This is a genomic window from Inquilinus limosus, from assembly GCF_002195995.1.
Classification (GTDB): Bacteria; Pseudomonadota; Alphaproteobacteria; order DSM-16000; family Inquilinaceae; genus Inquilinus; species Inquilinus limosus_C.
In genome coordinates this window covers 1-19,488 of sequence record NZ_NHON01000073.1, presented here as the reverse complement: position 1 = coordinate 19,488, position 19,488 = coordinate 1, and the positions used below count along the sequence as shown (strand labels likewise).

The 19,488-nt window shown below is 68.3% G+C and carries 14 protein-coding genes; 8 read left to right on the top strand and 6 right to left on the bottom strand.

Annotated elements, in window-relative coordinates; genetic code table 11:
• Positions 1 to 116: 116 nt before the first annotated feature.
• From BWR60_RS27160 to BWR60_RS27135, 6 genes are all read right to left on the bottom strand, one after another.
• Positions 117 to 2,219, bottom strand: a complete 2,103-nt coding sequence (locus BWR60_RS27160; RefSeq protein ID WP_179221967.1) for an ADP-ribosylglycohydrolase family protein — start codon at positions 2,217 to 2,219, stop codon at positions 117 to 119.
• Between the two features lie 25 nt (positions 2,220 to 2,244).
• Positions 2,245 to 3,459 (bottom strand): ADP-ribosylglycohydrolase family protein, encoded by a 1,215-nt coding sequence (locus BWR60_RS27155; RefSeq protein ID WP_088154885.1) that lies wholly within the window; start codon positions 3,457 to 3,459, stop codon positions 2,245 to 2,247.
• Between the two features lie 257 nt (positions 3,460 to 3,716).
• Positions 3,717 to 5,162, bottom strand: coding sequence for an extracellular solute-binding protein (locus tag BWR60_RS27150; protein ID WP_218823705.1), 1,446 nt, complete (start codon positions 5,160 to 5,162; stop codon positions 3,717 to 3,719).
• Between the two features lie 44 nt (positions 5,163 to 5,206).
• Positions 5,207 to 6,109: a carbohydrate ABC transporter permease gene (locus tag BWR60_RS27145; RefSeq protein ID WP_088154883.1), complete on the bottom strand. Its 903-nt coding sequence runs from the start codon at positions 6,107 to 6,109 to the stop codon at positions 5,207 to 5,209.
• The gene (locus BWR60_RS27140) at positions 6,109 to 7,038 is read right to left on the bottom strand and encodes an ABC transporter permease (protein WP_088154881.1); all 930 of its coding nucleotides are present in this window, start codon (positions 7,036 to 7,038) and stop codon (positions 6,109 to 6,111) included. The genes BWR60_RS27145 and BWR60_RS27140 overlap by 1 nt, the downstream gene beginning before the upstream one ends.
• Before the next feature lie 43 nt (positions 7,039 to 7,081).
• Complete coding sequence (locus BWR60_RS27135; RefSeq protein WP_218823704.1) at positions 7,082 to 8,119, bottom strand: LacI family DNA-binding transcriptional regulator; 1,038 nt, start codon at positions 8,117 to 8,119, stop codon at positions 7,082 to 7,084.
• Positions 8,120 to 8,633: 514 nt separating this feature from the next.
• On the opposite strand from BWR60_RS27135, the gene BWR60_RS27130 reads away from it, so the two are divergent.
• From BWR60_RS27130 to BWR60_RS27095, 8 genes are all read left to right on the top strand, one after another.
• Entirely contained in the window at positions 8,634 to 8,834 is a 201-nt protein-coding gene (locus BWR60_RS27130) for a DUF2934 domain-containing protein (RefSeq protein ID WP_088154877.1), read from the top strand.
• A 33-nt stretch (positions 8,835 to 8,867) separates the two neighbouring features.
• A complete protein-coding gene (treZ, locus tag BWR60_RS27125; RefSeq protein ID WP_230983194.1) occupies positions 8,868 to 10,718 on the top strand; it encodes a malto-oligosyltrehalose trehalohydrolase in 1,851 nt (616 codons plus the stop codon).
• The gene (gene treY / locus BWR60_RS27120) at positions 10,715 to 13,225 is read left to right on the top strand and encodes a malto-oligosyltrehalose synthase (protein ID WP_179221966.1); all 2,511 of its coding nucleotides are present in this window, start codon (positions 10,715 to 10,717) and stop codon (positions 13,223 to 13,225) included. The genes treZ and treY overlap by 4 nt, the downstream gene beginning before the upstream one ends.
• Positions 13,215 to 13,742, top strand: a complete 528-nt coding sequence (locus tag BWR60_RS27115) for a hypothetical protein (protein WP_144445780.1) — start codon at positions 13,215 to 13,217, stop codon at positions 13,740 to 13,742. The genes treY and BWR60_RS27115 overlap by 11 nt, the downstream gene beginning before the upstream one ends.
• A gap of 47 nt (positions 13,743 to 13,789) precedes the next feature.
• The gene (gene glgX / locus BWR60_RS27110) at positions 13,790 to 15,922 is read left to right on the top strand and encodes a glycogen debranching protein GlgX (RefSeq protein ID WP_088154871.1); all 2,133 of its coding nucleotides are present in this window, start codon (positions 13,790 to 13,792) and stop codon (positions 15,920 to 15,922) included.
• A 176-nt stretch (positions 15,923 to 16,098) separates the two neighbouring features.
• Positions 16,099 to 17,637, top strand: a complete 1,539-nt coding sequence (gene dgt, locus BWR60_RS27105) for a dGTP triphosphohydrolase (protein WP_088154911.1) — start codon at positions 16,099 to 16,101, stop codon at positions 17,635 to 17,637.
• 43 nt (positions 17,638 to 17,680) lie between these two features.
• Entirely contained in the window at positions 17,681 to 18,271 is a 591-nt protein-coding gene (locus tag BWR60_RS27100) for a hypothetical protein (RefSeq protein WP_088154869.1), read from the top strand.
• Positions 18,272 to 18,285: 14 nt separating this feature from the next.
• Complete coding sequence (locus BWR60_RS27095) at positions 18,286 to 19,224, top strand: phosphotransferase family protein (RefSeq protein WP_088154909.1); 939 nt, start codon at positions 18,286 to 18,288, stop codon at positions 19,222 to 19,224.
• Positions 19,225 to 19,488: the final 264 nt, after the last annotated feature.

The window sequence follows — 19,488 nt, the reverse complement described above, 5'->3', positions numbered from 1 at the left end:
GATTATGTTGAATTGCCACGATCCCGCTTCAGCACTCATCCGTTCCGATCCAGCCGCCGCCGGGGAGAGACGCGCTCAGCCGGCGCCGCCTCTCCCCGATGACAGTCGATCGGGCCTCAGGCGGTCTCGCGGATCTCGATCACCCCGGCCTGCATCCGCCCGGCCGAAGGCAGGCGCAGCCCCGCCATGCCGTAGGCCAGGGTGGCGTCGCGGGCCTCGAGCAGCACCTTGCCGTCGACCGACAGGGTCAGCCGGTCGCCCACCGCCTCCAGCGCCAGGCTGTAGGTCCGGCCGAGCTCGCGCCGGAACGGCGCCCGGGCCAGCACGGTCTCGCCGAAGTCGCGGCGGATGATCGCCACCTCGTCGGCCGAGACGAAGCCGGCGGCATAGCAGCGCTCGTTGCCCTGGCCCCGGGCGCAGACCAGGTGGCCATCGCCGGCCAGCGGCGTGACCTCCGCCGTCACGGTCTGGTCGCGGGCATAGAGATGGCCGGTCCACAGATCGGCGTCGGTTGCCGTGAGGGTGTGGATGCGGCCGTCCTCGATCTTCCAGACGCCGCGGTTCCAGGTGCAGCGGGTGATGCCACCCCACTCATTCGCCTCGATCCGCGGATCCAGCCGGGCCGTGCCGGCGCCGGAGACCGTGAATTCGTCGATGAAGATCCGGCCCAGGAATTTCAGCCGGCCGAAATACTCGACCTTGATGCCGATCTCGTCCACCGCCTCGCCGCCCGTCTCCGGCACGGTGAAGCGCAGCTCCTGCCACGCCCCGGCGGCCGGCTGGGTCCAGGCGCCGATCTCGTCGATGGCGCCGCTCATCGCCCGGCGGACATAGGGCACGATGCGGAGATGGCCGTCGCCCTCCCACGGGTCGAGCCAGAGCCGCAGCACCGCCTCCTGCCCGGTCGCCACCACCGGCGAAAACATCGGCCGGTAGCGCTCGTCGTCGAAATCGCTGCGGCGGTAGAAGGGCTTCCAGAAGATCCGGCCGCCATCGCCGCGCTCCAGCCGGTCCAGCAGGGCACAGAGCGCGCCGCGGCCGGTGGCCTTGCGCTCGTCCGACCAGGACAGGGCGATGCGGTTGTCGGCCTCGGTGCGGAAGCCGTGAGTCGAGCCGGGCAGGTCGAAGTCGAAGCGCAGGCTGCGCCGCTCCATATCCGCCGCCCACTCCGCCGGCGGCTCCTCCCCCGCCAGGCGATGGGCCAGCACCGCCAACTCGCGGCAGAAGCTGGGGATGTCGACGATATTGAGCGACCCGGTGATGCCGGAGGCGACGATGCCGTCGTTGATCGGCTTGCGGTAATGCGGCGCCACGCCGGCGATGCCGGCGAGGGTGCCGACGATGGCGCCGGCATTGCCGGCGTTGCAGTCGGTGTCCCAGCCGCCCATGGTCGCGATCTCGACCGTGCGCGACAGGTCGCCCTGGCCGTAGAGCAGGGACAGGATCAAGAGGCCGGCATTCGGGATGATGTGGCAGACGCCGGGATAGCGGTCATAGCCGAACTCGCTCTCCAGCATCCTACGGCAGGCGCGCCAGTCCTTCGGCTTCACCCTGTGCATGGCCTGCACCGCATGGGCGACGCGGGCATATTCGCTGCCGGCCGGGATGGTGGCCAGGCCGGCCTCGACCACCTCCTCGATGGTTTCGGCGACAAAGGCCTTGGCGATGCAGGCGGCGACGAAGCGGGCGCCATGGAGGCCGTTGCCATCATGCGAGACGCTGGCGGCGCGGGCGGCGAGGTCAGCGGCACGGGCCGGGTCACCCGGGCACACCCAGCCCCAGGAATCGACGAAGATCTGGCCGCCGATCTGCTCCGCGATCACCGCGCCGTTGCGGGCGATCGAGCCGGAGTCCGGCGCCGGGACGCCGGATTGCAGATTGGCGAAGGCGGTGTGCTCGGTGGAGATGCCGTAGCCGCCCCACCAGAACATGCCGTGCTGCTCGGCGGCATAGTTCAGCCAGGTGCGGCCGACATCCTGCGGCGACGGGTCCAGCCCGAAATCGCGCAGCGCCCGGATGAAATAGACCGGCCCATTGGTGTCGTCGTCCGCGGCGAAGTTCTTGAAGTCGCGCAGATAGCCGGTGATCTCGCCATAGGTCTTGTCGATCCGGTCCCAGGTCCAGATCGTCGGCTCGACCGGGGCGCCGAGGCGCACGCCGATGGCCTTGCCGAGGAAGCCGGCATAGATGCGGTCGAGTGTGTCGGTGGGCAGGGGCATTCCGGGGCCTTGAGATTCGGGCGGGTCAGCGGCCGGCGGCGGCGCGGGCGGGCTGGACGGGGTCGGCGGTCAGCGCCAGGCGCTGGGCGTCGCGGCGGCGGGTGCGGTCGAGATCGGCGGCCAGGATGGCGACGGCCGCGTCGTGGAAGCGGTCGGCCTCGGCCGCCAGGTCGAAGCGGTTGGCGCGCGCCAGCAGGTCGCGGTCGGCCGGGTCGATCACCGCCTCGCCCTGCATGGCGCCGAGGATGGCGCCGGCCATGCAGCCGATGGAATCGGTGTCGCGGCCGGAATTGACGCCGTCGACGATCGCCGCCCGGAAGTCGCCGTCATGGATCAGGCAGAAGCCCAGCGCCAGCGGCAGCTCCTCGATCGCGCGCAGGCGCGACGGGGTGTAGTCGTGCGTCGGCAGCCCGGCCTTTTCCATCCGGCGATGGACGTCGTCGCCCATGCTGGAATAGCGGCCGATGATCGACTGGAACTCCGCCGTCACCCGGGCATGGTCGGCACGATGGGGCCTCAGCCGCACCGCCGCCTCGGCGATGTCGGCAATCGCCGCGCGGGTGCCGTCCTTGGCCAGGTCGACAGCGGTGTCGACCACCGCCTCGATCGTGGTGCCGGGCACCATGGCGGCGGCGACGCAGGCGGCCATCACCCCCGCCGCCTCCAGCCCGTAGCTGTGCTGGTGGCCGGCGGCGAGGTCGACCGCCTCGTCATAGGCTGCCTTCGGGTCGCAGGCGTTCACCGCCCCGACCGGGGCGATGTACATGGCGGCGCCGCAATTGACCATATTGCCGATGCCGCCCTCGCGCGGGTCGCAGCTGGTCAGCTGGTGGCGCTGGAAGATCCACTTCTCCGGGTAGAACAGCCGCTCGATCAGCATGGTCTCGCGCTGCATCTCCGGGATCCAGCGCGGCGTCCAGGCGATCTGGCGGACCATGCCGCCGGCCATGTCCCAGGCGTCGAGATGGCGGCCGGCCTCCTCATAGACCGCCATCAGGCACAGCGTCATCAGCGTGTCGTCGGTGACGATGCCGTGGCCACGGATCCGGCCGCCGCGCTCCGCGTCGGACAGCACCATGCGGTGCCACTCGACGTCCAGCGAGGTGACCCGGCCGTAGCGCTGCCGGATCTCGGCCGCGGACAGCTTCTCGATCGTGGCGCCCAGGGCGTCGCCGAACGCGACGCCGTGCAGCATCCCCCGGATCCGCCCCTTCAGCGACGGCCCTGCATTAGCCCCCATGTCTCGCCCCCCTTACGTCCTGCGTCGCCTTCCGGCGAGTCGAATGAGGGCGCGGGCCGCGAAGAGCGTATAGGGACATACGGTCGAGCGGCCTGCGCCCGCAGGCGGCCGCCGCAAGGCGACCCTCCGGGCCGGTTGAAAATGCCGACCGGGGGCGTCGAACGGCTTGCGCGATGCGCTGCATCGCGCTGCGCCCTTCTCCTGCCCAGTCGGCATTTTGAACCGGCGCAGGACGCAAGGGGGGCGAGGCATGGGGGCTAGTTCGTTCCATTCAGCTTGGTCCTCGCATAGTCGGTGATCTCGGAACCGCCCTTGGCGTTCCATTCGGCGACGTAGTCGCCCCACTTCTCCATCGGCAGCTCGCCGGAGATGAACTTCCAGACATAGCTGCGATAGACGTTCTCCACCGCGTCCAGCCGGGCGTTGTAGTCGCTGGGGAAGACGAAGGCGTCGTCCGGCGCGTAGTATTTCTGCGCCAGGTCGATCGATTTCTGGGCCTGTTCCGACAGCAGCGGCACCGGCGGCTTCCAGGCGTCCGGCTGGTCGATGATGAAGCGCGGATACCAGGTCGCCATCTTGTCCGTGACCTTAACGGCGCCGCCGTCCTTGACCCACTCCTCGCCCTCGAAGCCCATGCGGTCGATCGCCTGGCCCTCGGGGCTGGCCATGAAATCCATCAGCGCGACCACGTCCTCCTTGTGCTCGGAGATCGCGGACATGGCGAAGCCGCGGCTCTCGCGGCTGACATCGACGGCGCGCAGCCCCTGCCCGCCCGGGCCTTTCGGCGGGTCCAGCGGCACCAGGTTCACGCCCGGATGCAGCTGCCGCATCTTGCCCTGGTAGATGTCCATGTTCACCCCGACCACGCCGAGGATCACGCCGACCCGGCCGGAGTAGAACTTGTCCTCCCGCGTGTCCCATTTGGTGGTGATGAAGTCGGGGTCCAGCAGCCCTTCGGCGAACAGCTTGCGGTAATAGGCGATCTTGTCGCGCTCCTGCGTCGACACCCGGGCGCTGATCCATTGGCCGGAGGAATCCTTCAGCCAGGTGCCGCTGACGCCGAAGGCCTGGTTGAAGATCTCGTCCAGCTCGTCGGTGGCGCCGGCCGGCGGGATGGTGGCGACCGTGATGCCGTAGGTGTCCTTCTTGCCGTTGCCGTCGAGGTCGCCGTCGACGATCTTGCGGAACAGGTTTTCCCAGTCGTCCAGCGTCTGCGGCGCCGGCAGGCCGGTCTTCTCCAGCCAGTCCTGTCGCATCACCCCGATCTTGGCGCGCACCGGGAACGGGTAGATCAGATAGGGGTAGTTCTCGAGCCGGGGCTGGTTGTGCGCCCACAGCGCCTTCTTCAGGTTCGGCGCCTTGTCCAGCCAGGGCCGCCAATCCTCCAAGAGGCCCTGCTCGACGATCTTCTGGTCGCCGCCCTGGAAGTAGATCAGGTCCGGGATGTCGCCCGACAGCAGCATCAGCGACAGCTTGTCGGCATAGCCACCGGGCGGCACGTCGACCAGGTCGATCTTGATCGGATGGCCCTTCGCGGCCATGCCGGCCTCGATCGCCGCCACCAGCTTGACATCATCCGGGTTCGACTTGGTGAAGTCCTTGCTGACGACGCGGATGGTGACCGGATCGGCGGCCTGCGCCGATGCGCTCAACGCCGCCGCGAACACCAGGGCCAGCGCAGGTCCCAGAAGCATCTTGTTCATTGCGTCTCCTCCTCGACTTTCTGTTTTATTGGTCGATGCGCGGGTCATCCCTTCACGGCCCCGCTCATCGTGCCTTTCGTGAAGAACTTCAGGATCAGCGGATAGATCGCCAGCACCGGGATCAGGGTCAGGATGATCATCCCGGCCTTGAGCGCCCGCAGGTCGATCTGGCTGCCGCCGGTGTATTTGTTCATGGCGTCCAGCCCGACCATCAGCGACTTGTCGCCCTCGACCACGAACTGGCGCAGCACCACCTGCAACGGCCACTTCCCCGGGTCGTTCAGGTAGATCATCGCCCGGAAATACTCGTTCCAGTGCAGCACCGTGTAGAACAGGGTGATGGTGGCGATCGCCGGCAGCGCCAGCGGCGCCACCACGTACCACAGGGTCTGCAGCGGCGAGGCGCCCTCCATCTCCGCCGCCTCCAGGAGCTCCTTCGGCACCTCCTCGAAGAAGCGGATCAGCACGATCAGGTACCAGGCGAAGACGCCGCGATAGAGGATCACCGACCAGTAGGAGTTGAGCAGGCCGAGTTGCTTCATCACCAGATAGTCCGGCACCACGCCGGGATCGAACACCACGGTGACCAGGATGAAGACCAGGATCGCCCGGCGGCCCGGCAGCCCCTCGCGCGACAGGGCCCAGGCCATCAGCGTGGTGGCGACGACGTTGATCGCGGTGCCGGCGATGGTGATCAGCAGGCTGTTGGCCAGCCCCTTCAGCACCTGCGGATGGGTCAGCAGCACCTGCCAGACATCGAGCGAGAAGCCGTGCGGCAGCACGGCCAGGCCGCTCATCCCCGGCACCTCGGCGCTGTCGGACAGCGACACGGCCAGGAGATTCAGGATCGGCTGGACCGTCACCACCACCATCAGCAGCAGGGTCGAGCAGATGATGGCGTATTCGATGCGCTCGAACGGGGTGCGGCGTATCCGGGAGGCGGCCATCACCACACCCCCTTGCCGGTGATGCGCTTGGAGACGAAGTGGGCGGCCAGGATCATGCCCATACCGATCACCGCCTTGAACACGCCGGCGGCGGTGGCATAGGCGTATTCGCCGCCGAGGATGCCCATGCGGTAGACATAGGTGTCGAGGATGTCGATCCGGTCGCGGATCGCGTCGTTGGAGAAGTTGAACACCTGGTCGAAGCCGGCGCTCATGAAGGCGCCGAGATTGAGGATGAACACCGTCGCCATGGTCGGCACCAGGGCCGGCAGGGTGACGTGCCAGACCTTGCGCCAGCGCCCGGCGCCGTCGATCGTCGCGGCGTCGTAGAGCTGCGGGTCGATCGCCATCACCGCGGCGAGGAACAGCAGCGAATCCCAGCCGGCGCTGCGCCACATCTCGGAGAAGACCAGGACCCAGAGGATCGACCCCTCCGAGGTCATGAACGGCACCGGGGCGAAGCCGAACAGGCCGAGGATGTCGTTGACCGTGCCGTCGGTCGGCGACAGCACGGCGATGAAGACGCCGGCGATGACGATCCAGGACAGGAAATGCGGCAGGTAGATCGCCGACTGCACGAAGCGGCGGAAGCGGCTGCCCTGCACCTCGTTGACCAGCAGGGCCACGATCACCGGCACCGGGAACAGGATGACCAGCTTCATGGCGCTGATCAGCAGGGTGTTCCACAGCACCTGGTAGAATACCGGGCTCTCGAACAGCGCCCGGAAATGCTTCAGCCCGACCCAGACGCTGGGGCCGATGATGCGATAGTCCTGGAAGGCCAGCTTGGCCTGCCAGATCGGCAGGTAGTGGAACACCACGAAGTACAAGAGGCCCGGCAGCAGCATCAGGTAGTAGCCGCGCCAGCGCCAGACCCGCCGCAGACCGGACGCGCGGCCGGCCTTGATGCTGGGAACGTTCCCATGCATGGCCGGAATCGGAGCGGGAGAGCTGTGATCGACGCCGGTCATGTCAGGCGCTCTTCTTCCGGACGGTCCGCAGGCCCGAGGGCGCCGCCACCGATGCACGCTCGACCAGCCGGCACGGCAGCACGGCGTGGACAGTGTCACCGGTGCCGTCGATCGCCCCAAGCAGCAGGCACGTGGCTTCGACGCCGATGTCGTAGCGCGGCTTGTCGACGGTGGTCAGCCCGGGGTCGGTGAAGCTGCCGGCCTCGACGCCGTCCATGCCCATGATCGAGATGTCGTCCGGGCAGACCAGGCCGGCGGCGCGGGCCGCCAGGATGGCGCCGACCGCCATCAGGTCGTTGGCGGCGAAGACCGCGGTCATGCCGGGCGCACGCTCGAACAGCCGGGCCGTGGCCGCCTGTCCGGATTCGACGGTGTAGGTCGCCTCCTCCGCTGGCAGCAGGGCGGCGTCGAGCCCCTGCCGCTGCCAATGCGCGCGGGCTTCGGAGACGAAACGGCTGCGGCCCAGCCGGTCGCGGCCGATCAGCAGCCCGACATGGCGGTGGCCGAGGCCGATCAGATGGTCCAGCGCCAGCCGCACACCCTGGGCGACGTCGCTGCGCGCGCTGCTGAACTCCGGGAACCGCTCACCGCTCGAACCGAGCACGACGACCGGCGCCTCGGTCTGGTGCAGCAGGGTGATGTCGTCGGTCACCGCGGGATTGATCAGGATGCCGTCCACCCGGGCCTGGCGCAGCGCCTGCAGATGGCGGCGCTCCCGCTCGCCATCCCAGTCGGAGCTGAAGATCAGCAGCGACCGCTTCTCCGCTTCCGCCTTGTCCTGGGCGCCGCGGGCGAGATCGGCCCAGTAAGGGTTGGAAAGGTCGGGGATCACCAGCCCGAGGGTTCGGCTGCGGCCGGTGCGCAGGCCGAAGGCCAGGTGGTTGCGCTCATAGCCGGACTGGCGGACCGCCTCCTCCACCCGCCGGCGGGTCTCGGAATGGACCGCCCCGACGCCGGACAGCACGCGCGCCACCGTGGTCTTCGACACCCCGGACAGGCGGGCGACATCGATGATGGTGGGCTGGCGCTTGCCGGTCAAAGGCATCTCCCCGGTGAAGTCTTTTCCCGGTCTCTCGGAGCCGGGTGTGGGAACGTTACCAATTCCCCTCTCCCCCCGTCAAGCGACCATCGCTGGTGATGAGTATGCCCCGGTCGTTGCGACCCTGGAAAGACTCTTTTCCCACCGGTCGATTGCTGCGGGAAGAATCTTCCGGCCGCGCCGGAACCGAGCCTCAGCGGCCCTATTGAAGCGGACAGGGGCCGGGCTGCGGGCGACCATCGCCGCGGACCGGCGTCCCGAGACCCATGGCCCGGCAAGCGCAGCCGCATCGGCGCGCCCCGCTGGACAGAGAAAGAAATCCTCCGATTCGGCATCGAGCGATTTCTTTTGCACGACAATAATGCAGGCAGCGAATTCGCATGCAGCTCAGGAGGCCGGATCACGGCAAGAAGATTTCAATTTACAAAACCTTAACATTTGTTTCCCAGAATTGCGATGCGGGCCGAGGCGAATGAGTCATAATGGCGATCAATACTGAAATCCGGAGCGGCACATGAGCGACGATCGCGACCAGCGAATCCAGCGGCGTGCCTATGAGATCTGGGAAGCTCTGGGCTGCCCGGAAGGGCGGCAGCAGGAGCACTGGACCCAGGCCGAGGCGGAGATCCTGGACGAGGAATGCCAGGGCACGGGCAGCGTGCCGGAAGGGGCGCAGGAGCTGGACCCGGATGGCACGCCGAAGCGGCGACGCTGACCGGACTCCGGTCCTGCGGCCGGAGGCGCGGCGATGACCCCGCCGGCCGTCGCCCGCGCCCTCACCGCGCCGCAGCCCGAGCGCGTGGCCCATGCCATGCCCTTCGGCGCCGAGCGGCGCCCGGACGGCGGCACCCGCTTCCGCCTCTGGGCCCCGGACGCCGGGGCCGTGACCCTGCTGGCCGGGCCGGACCGCCAGGCCTTGCCGCTCGAGCGGCTGGATGACGGCTGGTTCGGCCGCGTCGTGCCGGGCCTGCCGGCGGGCACGCCCTACCGCTACCGCCTGGCCGACGGCACCGAGGTGCCGGACCCGGCGTCGCGCGCCCAGGCGGGCGGCCCCTTCGGCCCGTCCCTGGTCTGGGACCCGGCGGGCTATGACTGGCAGGCTGCGGAGTGGCGCGGCCGGCCCTGGCACGAGGCGGTGGTGTACGAGCTGCATTGCGGCGCCATCGGCCGGCCCGGTGGCTTCGCGACGGTGGAGCGGCGGCTGGACCATCTCGCCGGGCTGGGCATCACCGCGATCGAGCTGATGCCGGTGGCCGATTTCGTGGGATCGCGCGGCTGGGGCTATGACGGGGTGCTGCCCTTCGCCCCGGCCTCGATCTATGGCAGCCCGGACGACCTCAAGCACCTGGTCGACGCGGCCCACCGGCGCGGGCTGATGGTTCTGCTGGACGTCGTCTACAACCATTTCGGCCCGGCCGGGAACTTCCTGCCGCTCTATGCCAAATCCTTCTTCGACGAGGACCGGCTGACGCCCTGGGGCCCGGCGATCGACTTCCGCCGGCCGCAGGTGCGCGACTTCTTCCGCCACAACGCCCTGTACTGGCTGGAGGAATTCCGTCTCGACGGACTGCGCCTGGACGCGGTGCACGCGATCCGCGACGACAGCCGGCCGGACATCCTGACCGAGATCGCCGACGCCGCCCGCGCCGCCTTCCCGGACCGGCACATCCATCTGGTGCTGGAGAACGACCTGAACGAGGCCCGGCGCCTGGCCGGCACACCCGGCCCGCAGGGTCGCTACGACGCGCAGTGGAACGACGACCTGCACCACGCCGCCCATGTCGTCCTGACCGGCGAGGCCGACGGCTACTACGCCGACTATGCCGACGCGCCGGTGCCGCGGCTGGGCCGGGCCCTGGCGGAAGGCTTCATCTACCAGGGCGACTGGTCGGCGCAGCGCCGGGCCGCGCGCGGCGAGCCCAGCGCCCATCTGCCGCCCACCGCCTTCGTCGGCTTCCTGCAGAACCACGACCAGATCGGCAACCGCGCCCTCGGCGACCGGCTGGCGGCCCTGGCAGAGCCGGCGGCGCTGGAGGCGATGACCGCGGTGCTGCTGCTGGCGCCGCAGGTGCCGCTGCTGTTCATGGGCGAGGAATGGGGCAGCCGCCAGCCCTTCCCCTTCTTCTGCGACTTCGAGGGCGAGCTGGCCGACATCGTGCGCCGCGGCCGGCGCGAGGAGTTCGCGGCCTTCGCCGGCTTCACCGATGCCGCCGAGACCCTGCCCGACGCGCTGGATCCCGCCACCTTCGAGGCCGCGGTGCTTGAGCCGCCGGATGACGGTGACGACGCGGCCATGCGCCGGCTGACGCTGGTGCGGCGGCTGCTGGAGTTGCGGCACAGCCGGTTGGTGCCGCTGCTGGCGCCACGCCGCATCGGCTCCGGCATCGACCGCAGCCGCGACCGGATGCTCGACGTCGCCTGGATGCTGAGGGATGGCGGCTGGCTGCGCATCGTCGCCCATCTGGCGCCGGAGAAAGGCCCCGCCTGGGAGATGCCGTCTGGCGAGATCCTGTTCGAGAGCGCGCCCGGCCTGGCCGCCGCCCTGGCCGGGGGCATCGAGGGCTGGGGCACGGTCGCGGTGCTGGAGCCGACGTCGTGAGCGCCATCGTCCACCCGCCTCGCGCCACGGCCAGGCTGCAGATCCATGCCGGCTTCACGCTGGACGACGCCCGCGCCGCCCTGCCCTATCTCGCCCGGCTCGGCATCAGCCATGTCTATGCCTCGCCGCTGCTGGCCGCCTGCCCCGGCTCGGCCCATGGCTACGACGTCATCGACCCGACCCGGATCGACCCGGAACGCGGCGGCGAGGACGGCTTCGCCCGCTTCACCGAGGCGCTACGGGCCCACGGCCTCGGCCTGATCCTCGACATCGTGCCGAACCACATGGCCGCCAGCCCGGCCAGTCCGTGGTGGCGCGACGTGCTGGAGCATGGCCGGGCCAGCGCGCATGCCGCCGTGTTCGACATCGACTGGGAGGCACCGGCCAACCCCGGCCGGGTGCTGCTGCCAATCCTGGGCCGGCGCTATGGCGAGGCGCTGCGCACCGGCGACATCCGGCTGGTCCGCGATCCTGCCAGCGGCCGCCCCGCGGTCGCAGTGCCCGGCCACACCCTGCCCGTCGCCCCCGGCACGGCGGACGCGATCGCCGGGGACCCCGGCCCGGATGCGCTGCACGCCCTCCTGGAGCGGCAGCATTACCGGCTGGCGCATTGGCGCGTCGCCGCCGCCGAGATCAACTATCGCCGCTTCTTCGACATCGACGGGCTGGTCGGGGTGCGGGTCGAGGATCCGGTGGTGTTCGATGCCACCCATGGTCGCATCCTCGGCGCCGTCGCCGCCGGCCAGGTCCAGGGGCTGCGCATCGACCATGTCGACGGGCTGGCCGACCCGGGCGGCTATCTGGCCCGGCTGCGCCAGGCGGCGGACGCCGTGCGGCCTGCCGGCGCGCCCTTCGCGATCTGGGTCGAGAAGATCCTGGCCGAGGGCGAGGACCTGCCGGCCGGCTGGCCGGTCGAGGGCACCAGCGGCTACGAGGTTGCCAACGCGATCCATACGCTGCAGGTCGACCCGGCGGCGGCCGGCCCGGTCCGTGCCGCCTATGCCCGCTTCACCGGCGACCGGGGCGGCATGGCCGACACCGTCCGCGAATGCCGCCGCGCGGTGATCGAGGGCAGCCTGGCCGCGCCGTTCGAGGCGCTGGTCGACGCCGTCGACCGCTTGGCCTATGCCGGCTGGCGTGAGCGCGACCTGACCCGCGCCGCGATCCACGAGGCCCTGGCCGCGGTGATCGGGCAGCTGCCCAGCTATCGCGGCTATCCGGACGGCGCGACCTTCGGCCTGGACGCCGCGATCGGCCGGGCCTGCGATGCCCAGCCTGGGCCGGCGCTCGACTTCGTGGCGGCGCTCGCCGCCGGCCGCCTGCCGGGCGACGAGGCCGCCGGGATCCTGCGCCGCTTCCAGCAGCTGACCGGCGCGGTCGCGGCCAAGGCGGTGGAGGACACCGCCTTCTACCGCCATGTGCCGCTGGTCTCTCTGAATGAGGTCGGCGGCTGGCCGGAGCGCTTCGGCATGACGCCCGAGGACTTCCACGCCGTCTTCGCCCAACGCCGACAGGACGCGCCGGACGCCCTGTCGGCGCTGTCGACCCATGACCACAAGCGCGGCGCCGATGTCCGCGCTCGTCTCGCGGCGCTGAGCGAGCTGGCGCCGGAGTGGCAGGCCGCCATCGCCGCCTGGTCGGCCCTGCTGGCGCCGCATCGCGGCGGCGGCAACGACCGGCCGGTGCCGAGCCGCCGGCATGAATATCTGTTCTACCAGACCGTGATCGGCACCTGGCCCGCCGGCGGGCCGGATGCGGACTTTGCCGACCGGATCGCGGCCTATCTGCTGAAGGCGGCGCGCGAGGGCAAGGACGAGACCAGCTGGACCGATCCGGATATCGCCTATGAGGCCGGGCTGGAGCGCTTCATCCGCGCCGCGCTGGACCCGGCCGGCCCCTTCGTGGCCGCGGCCGCGCCCTTCGCCGGGCGCGTCGCCCGCATCGGCGCGGTCAACGGCCTGGCCCAGCTGGCGGCGCAGATGACCCTGCCCGGCGTGCCCGACCTGTACCAGGGCACCGAGGAATGGGACCTGTCGCTGGTCGACCCGGACAACCGCCGCCCGGTCGACTGGGACCGGCTGTCCCGCCGGCTCGACACCGTCGCCGGGGCCGATCCGGCCGGGCTGGCGGACACCTGGCCGGACGGGCGGATCAAGCACTGGCTGGCGGCGCGGCTGCTGCGGCTGCGCCGCGACGACCCGGACATCTTCGCCCGCGGCGACTATGCCCCGGTCGAAGCCCAGGGACCGGCGGCGGCGCATGTCGTGGCCTGGCGCCGGTCGCTGGACGGGCGGCACCTGGTGGTGGCCGTGCCGCGCCTGGTGGCCGGCCGGCTGAACGGAGCTCTGGGCCTGACCGGCTTCGACGGCACCGCGGTGCCGCTGCCGACCCGGCCCGGCGATGGGGGTGGTGAGCGGGGGATTGGGGGCAGCCGGGCCGACCTCGGCCCCGTTTTCGGCCGGCTGCCGGTGTTCCTGCATCATCTTGGAGGTCGTGATGGTGAATAGAGTCCTGCGCGTGATCTCGAATCCCGGCGCGACACCTGCCGTGCCCGGCCTGCCCCGCACCCCGGGCACCGACGAGCCGCGGCGCGAGCATTTCGAGCGGCTCGGCCTGGCGGTCGCGGCCGCGCGCGGCGAGCGGGTCGAGCTGACCGGCTGCTTCGCTGAGCGGGTCGACCTGCGCGTCGTCGCCCGCCCGCCGGAGGATGACGAGGAGCCGGCCGCGCTGGTCTGGGACGTGCTGGGCCATTGGCGCAAGCGGCGCCGCCTGTGCCTGCGGCCGGCCGATGTCGACGAATGGCTGGGGCTGCGCGCCGTCGACGCCTTCGCTTTGCTGCGCGGCCTGCGGAACGATGCGCTGGCCGAGGCGTTGGGACCCACGGCGGCCACCGACGTGTTCGACTGGCGCGGCCATCGGGTGCTCAACCCCTTCCGCGACCGCTTCGGCAACGAGACCAGCCCGGCGAGCGAATACGGGGCGGATTACCGGCTGTGGCGGTCTCGCTGGCGCGAGGCGCTGTAGGATAGCAGGGCGGGGCCGGCTCGGCCGGCCGGAGGGAAAGAGAGCGGATGAAGAAGCCGGTGAAGCCTGCCGTCCGGGTGCTGGAGGGGCAGCCCTTCCCGCTCGGCGCCACCTGGGACGGGCTGGGCGTGAACTTCGCCCTGTTCTCGGCCAACGCCACCAAGGTCGAGCTGTGCCTGTTCGACGCGGAAGGTAAGCGCGAGATCGCCCGGGTCGAGCTGCCGGAATACACCGACGAGGTCTGGCACGGCTATCTGCCCGACGCCCGCCCCGGCACGGTCTACGGCTATCGCGTGCACGGCCCCTACGAGCCGGCGGCCGGGCACCGCTTCAACCCGAACAAGCTGCTGCTGGACCCTTATGCCAAGCGGCTGGTCGGCGAACTGGCCTGGGACGATTCGCTGTTCGGCTACACCATCGGCGCGGCGGAGGAGGACCTGTCCTTCGACAGCCGCGACAGCGCCGCCTTCATGCCGAAATGCCGGGTGGTGGACCCCGCCTTCACCTGGGGCCGGTCGCAGCCCCCGTCGGTGGCCTGGGACCGCACGATCGCCTATGAGCTGCATGTCCGCGGCTACACCATGCGCCACCCGGCCGTGCCCAAGGCCCAGCGCGGCACCTTCGCCGGCCTGGCCCGGCCCGAGGTGGTGCGGCACCTGCGCGACCTCGGCGTCACCACAGTCGAGCTGATGCCGGTGCACGCCTTCGTCCAGGACCGCCACCTGCTGGAGCGGGGCCTCAGCAATTTCTGGGGCTACAACACCATCGGCTTCTTCGCGCCGCATCCGCGCTATGCCGCCACCGGCGAGACCGCCGAGTTCAAGGAGATGGTGGCGCGGCTGCACGATGCCGGGCTCGAGGTCATCCTCGACGTCGTCTACAACCACACCGCCGAGGGCAATGAGCGCGGCCCCACCCTGTCCTTCAAGGGCATTGACAACGCCTCCTACTACCGGCTGGCGGAGGACAAGCGCTACTACATCAACGACACCGGCACCGGGAACACGCTGAATCTCAGCCACCAGCGGGTGCTGCAGATGGTGACCGACAGCCTGCGCTACTGGGCCACCGAGATGCGGGTCGACGGCTTCCGCTTCGACCTCGCCACCATCCTCGGCCGCGAGCCCTACGGCTTCGACGAGGGCGGCGGCTTCCTCGACAGCTGCCGCCAGGACCCGGTGCTGGAGAGCGTCAAGCTGATCGCCGAGCCCTGGGATCTCGGCCCCGGCGGCTACCAGGTCGGCGGTTTCCCGCCCGGCTGGGCGGAGTGGAACGACCGCTTCCGCAACACCGCGCGCGCCTTCTGGAAGGGCGACGAGGGCAAGGTGGCCGACCTGGCCTCCCGCCTCGCCGCCTCCGGCGATCTGTTCAACCGCCGCGGCCGCCGGCCCTGGGCCAGCGTCAACTTCGTCACCGCCCATGACGGCTTCACCCTGAACGACCTGGTCTCCTACAACAACCGGCACAACGAGGCGAATGGCGAGGCGAACCGCGACGGGCATGCCGACAACCTGTCCTGGAACTGCGGCGCCGAGGGCCCGACCGACGACCCGGCGATCCGCGCCTTGCGCGAGCGGCAGAAGCGCAACCTGCTGGCCACGCTGCTGCTGTCGCAGGGCACGCCGATGCTGCTGGGCGGCGACGAGTTCGGCCGCACCCAGCAGGGCAACAACAACGCCTATTGCCAGGACAACCCGATCGGCTGGGTGGATTGGGAGGCGATCGGCGAGGACGGCCGCGCCTTGGCCCCGTTCGTGCGCCGGCTGATCGCGCTGCGCCAGCGCTTCCCGGTGCTGCGCCGCAGCCGCTTCCTGACCGGCGTCTACAATGAGGAGCTGGACGTCAAGGACGTGGCCTGGCTGCGCCCGGACGGAAAGGAGATGGAGAATGGCGACTGGACCAACCCGCAGACCCGCTGCCTGGGCATGCTGATCGACGGCCGCGCCCAGCCCACCGGCATCCGCCGCCGCGGCTCCGAGGCGACGCTGATGCTGCTGCTGAACGCCCATCACGAGCCGGTGCCCTTCCTGCTGCCGGAGGTGCCGGACGGCGCCTTCTGGACCGCCCTGGTCGACACCGCCGACCCGGAGGCACCGCCGAAGGGGCGCCTGCCGGCGGGGGAGACCTTCGACCTGCAGGGCCGGGCCCTGGTGCTGCTGTCGGCGCAGACGGGGGTGTGAGGGGAGCTTTTTTGCTAGACATGCTCCGCTGGAACAATCGGCATTGCGAAATTTAATTCTTCAGCAAAACCAACCCCATATCAGCCATAGCTTAACGGCTGCGGTTCATGCATCCTGGATCCAAGTAGCCGGGAACGGCCAAGCCTCACTCACGTTGTTAGAGCGTTGATAGATCGATGCCGTCAGGAGATCACGATGAAGGGCTATCGAGCCGTAGTCCAGTCAGCTCGCTCCGCAGACGAGCGCCTGGGAATTCTGAGAGCCGTAGCCCAACGAAAGGCAGCGGCGGCCAGAGCGGAGGCGAAACCGGCAGCAACGACCAAAAAATTAATCAAGAAGAAACAGTGAAATCCAAGGCGCTATACGGCGAGTACGACTGGAAAAGGCAAGTCGAATCAAAGGAAAAAGGCGAACCATGGCGCAGTGAAAGTCGGCGTGACTATGCACGCGTCATTCACAGCCCGGCATTTCGTCGACTTCAAGGGAAAACCCAACTTTTTCCTGGACACGAATCCGATTTTTTCAGAAATCGACTTACCCATTCTCTAGAGGTAGCGCAAATCGCGGAATCAATCGCCTTCCGCATGAACCATCAAATCCCATACTTTCAAGAAAACAATATCGATACTCGGCTTTGCTCGGTCGCAGGACTTATCCACGACCTTGGACATCCGCCTTTTGGTCACAACGGAGAGCATGCTCTCGATGATAAAATGAAAGAATATGGTGGATTCGAAGGAAATGCTCAAACGCTAAGGATAATTTCTCGACTTGAGAAGAAACTGCAAGACACGCCAGACCTAAACGATAGTCGTGTTGGCTTAAACCTTACCTACCGAACACTTGCGGCGGCCTTAAAGTACGATCAGCCTATACCCCCTCTTCGTGACAAAGAAGAACCATTGGTAAAAGGTTATTATGAAGATGATGCTAATCTCGTCAAAAAGATCAAATCAGCCGTTGCACCCGATTTAGCGGATGGCGTTGGATTCAAAACTATCGAATGCGCCATAATGGATATTGCCGACGATATAGCGTATTCGACTTACGATCTTGAAGATTCCCTTAAAGCTGGATTTCTTACCCCAGCATCCATACTTTCATCTGATCCTAAGCTGCTCAAACGAGTTGCCCTCAAAGTTGCGAAGGCAACCAACAATACCTCTATCACCGATATAGATGTGATAGAGGTATTTTGGGACATTTTTTCCAAGCTTTCCGATCCAGGTCAAAAAATGGATCTTTATAATATTACACGCGCTTTCGTAAGATCTCGAGATATTGCGGAGTCAGGATATCTTCGCACTGAACTAACAACTGAGTTAGTAGGAGAATTTATAAATGGCGTAACGGTTGAAATAAATAATCAATACCCATCTCTTAGCAAAATCATACTTGATTCAAAAGTTCATAGAAAAGTCGAAACCCTTAAAAACTATACATACGAGGCGACGATATTTTCGACAAGGTTGAAAGTTGCCGAATTTAGGGGATATGAAGTTGTGAGCAAGATATTTGACGCTCTTTCCGGGAGCAAGGGTTATCTGCTTATGCCAGATGATGTTCGCGCTCTTTGGTCGAAATTTGAATCAAACGCGAGTGCTAGAATGCGAGTGATATGTGATTTTGTTGCGGGAATGACGGATCGATACGCCTTGGAATTTTACGCCCGACTACATTCAGACAATCCACAAAGCATCTTCAAACCGATTTAACGCGAAAATTTACTTTAACTAAGACAGAGACGATCCTATCTCCATGCCCGCCCTCCTCCCCGCCGAGCTGGCCTGGTACGTCACCGGCCGCTTCTACCAGGTCGAGCCGGACGGCCCGGTGGCCGATTACGGGTACTTCCTCCACCTGCCCTTCCTCGACGTGCCGCTGTTCGACGGCAAGCGGAGCGAGGGCACCGCGCATTTCACCTTCGCCGCCGAGCCGTTCCAGACGCATGGCGTGACCAATGGAGGGCTGCAGCTCGGGGTCGACCCGGTCGGCGAATTCTCGCTGTACCTGCAGCGTGAGCCGGCCGGCACCTTCGACGACCCGGACTCCTTCGCCCGGGGCGAGCGCATCGCCACCTTCCGCCGCGCCAGCCTGGTGGTCGGCACCACCGTCACCGGCCCCGACGGCGCCAAGTCCGTGCCGCTGGTCGGCAGCAACGTGTTCTCCGCCCGGCTGGTCGACAGCACGCCCTTCGACTTCGCCGGCGGCCGGCATGACGTCGCCGAGCATCTCGGCGGCGGCGTCACCCAGTTCGGCACCGCCGCGGGCACGCCGATCGCTCCGACGCCGCAGGGCTTCACCCTGGTGGTGCCCTTCACCGGCTCGGCCATCGCCCTGGGCCGCTAGTGCCGCTGCCCGGCATGCAGGTCCCGGATCACGCCACGCTGGAGCGCGTCCTCCGGCGCCTCCATCCCGATGCCCGCCTGCTCGGCGCCCGGCCGCTGGCCGGCGGCGTCTCGGCCCAGGTGGTGGCGCTGGAGGCGGCGCTGCCGGACGGGCGCACGGAGACCGTGGTGCTGCGCCGGCACGGCGCCGCCGACCTGGCGCGCGACCCGGAGATCGCGGCGCATGAATTCCGGCTGCTGCAGGCGCTGCAGGCCGCCGGCGTGCCCGCCCCGGCGCCGCTGCACCTCGACACGAGCGGCACCATCCTGCCCACGCCCTGGCTGCTGCAGGGCTTCATCGACGGCGACACCGAGGACGGGCCGGCCGACCTCGACGACCGGATGCGCCAGATCGCTAGGGCGCTGGCCGCGATCCATCGCGTGCCGCCCCTGCCCTTCCTGCCGCGGCAGGAGGCGCAGGCGGCGGCGCTGATCGCCCGGCACCGGCCCGAGCCGGATGAGAGCCTGGCCGAGCCCCGGCTGCGTGCCGCACTGGCCGCCCATTGGCCGCCGCCCCGGCGCAACCCGCCTGTGCTGCTGCATGGCGATGTCTGGCCCGGCAACCTGCTGTGGCGCGGCGGCCGGCTGCAAGCGGTGGTGGATTGGGAGGACGCGGCGGCGGGCGACCCGCTGGCCGACCTGGCCAATGCCCGGCTGGAGCTGTTCCTGGCCGAGGGCGGGGAGGCCATGGCCGCCCTCACCCGCTCCTATCTCGCCCTCACCGGCATCGACCGGGCAGTCGATCTGGGCGCCCTGCCCCTGTGGGAGCTGTGGGCGGCGCTGCGCCCGATCGCCGGCCTGCCCGGCTGGGGCCTGAATCCTGCGGAGGAGCGCCGCCTGCGCCGCCGCTACGTCAACGTCCTGATCACCGACGAGACGCTGGCGGAACGGCTTGCGGAAGACGGCGAAGGCTGAAGAGACCGTCCGGAAATGCGCTGGTATGAGTCGGCTGGTGGTGGTTTTGAGAACCGGAGCGCAGCGCACATTTGGTGCGTGAGCACCGGAAGCGGAAAAACCGCCATCAGACGGCCATACCAGTAGCATTTGTGGGCAGTCTCTGAGATGACTGGGCTCCGCATCGGCACCCGGCTCGGGTGTCTTCTCCGGATGGCGGACTGACACCATGGATTTCCAGGGCAAGCACTTCCTCTCGACGCGGAACACCGCGGCGAGCGAGTC

Excerpts from the sequence above, each read along its gene's own strand:
- BWR60_RS27130 (WP_088154877.1), top strand. The coding sequence starts at position 8,634 with ATGAGCGACGATCGCGACCAGCGAATCCAGCGGCGTGCCTATGAGATC.
- BWR60_RS27145 (WP_088154883.1), bottom strand. The coding sequence starts at position 6,109 with ATGGCCGCCTCCCGGATACGCCGCACCCCGTTCGAGCGCATCGAATAC.
- BWR60_RS27140 (WP_088154881.1), bottom strand. The coding sequence starts at position 7,038 with ATGCATGGGAACGTTCCCAGCATCAAGGCCGGCCGCGCGTCCGGTCTG.
- treZ (WP_230983194.1), top strand. The coding sequence starts at position 8,868 with ATGACCCCGCCGGCCGTCGCCCGCGCCCTCACCGCGCCGCAGCCCGAG.
- BWR60_RS27155 (WP_088154885.1), bottom strand. The coding sequence starts at position 3,459 with ATGGGGGCTAATGCAGGGCCGTCGCTGAAGGGGCGGATCCGGGGGATG.
- BWR60_RS27095 (WP_088154909.1), top strand. The coding sequence starts at position 18,286 with ATGCAGGTCCCGGATCACGCCACGCTGGAGCGCGTCCTCCGGCGCCTC.
- BWR60_RS27115 (WP_144445780.1), top strand. The coding sequence starts at position 13,215 with ATGGTGAATAGAGTCCTGCGCGTGATCTCGAATCCCGGCGCGACACCT.
- BWR60_RS27100 (WP_088154869.1), top strand. The coding sequence starts at position 17,681 with ATGCCCGCCCTCCTCCCCGCCGAGCTGGCCTGGTACGTCACCGGCCGC.
- glgX (WP_088154871.1), top strand. The coding sequence starts at position 13,790 with ATGAAGAAGCCGGTGAAGCCTGCCGTCCGGGTGCTGGAGGGGCAGCCC.
- BWR60_RS27160 (WP_179221967.1), bottom strand. The coding sequence starts at position 2,219 with ATGCCCCTGCCCACCGACACACTCGACCGCATCTATGCCGGCTTCCTC.
- BWR60_RS27150 (WP_218823705.1), bottom strand. The coding sequence starts at position 5,162 with ATGAACAAGATGCTTCTGGGACCTGCGCTGGCCCTGGTGTTCGCGGCG.
- dgt (WP_088154911.1), top strand. The coding sequence starts at position 16,099 with ATGCCGTCAGGAGATCACGATGAAGGGCTATCGAGCCGTAGTCCAGTC.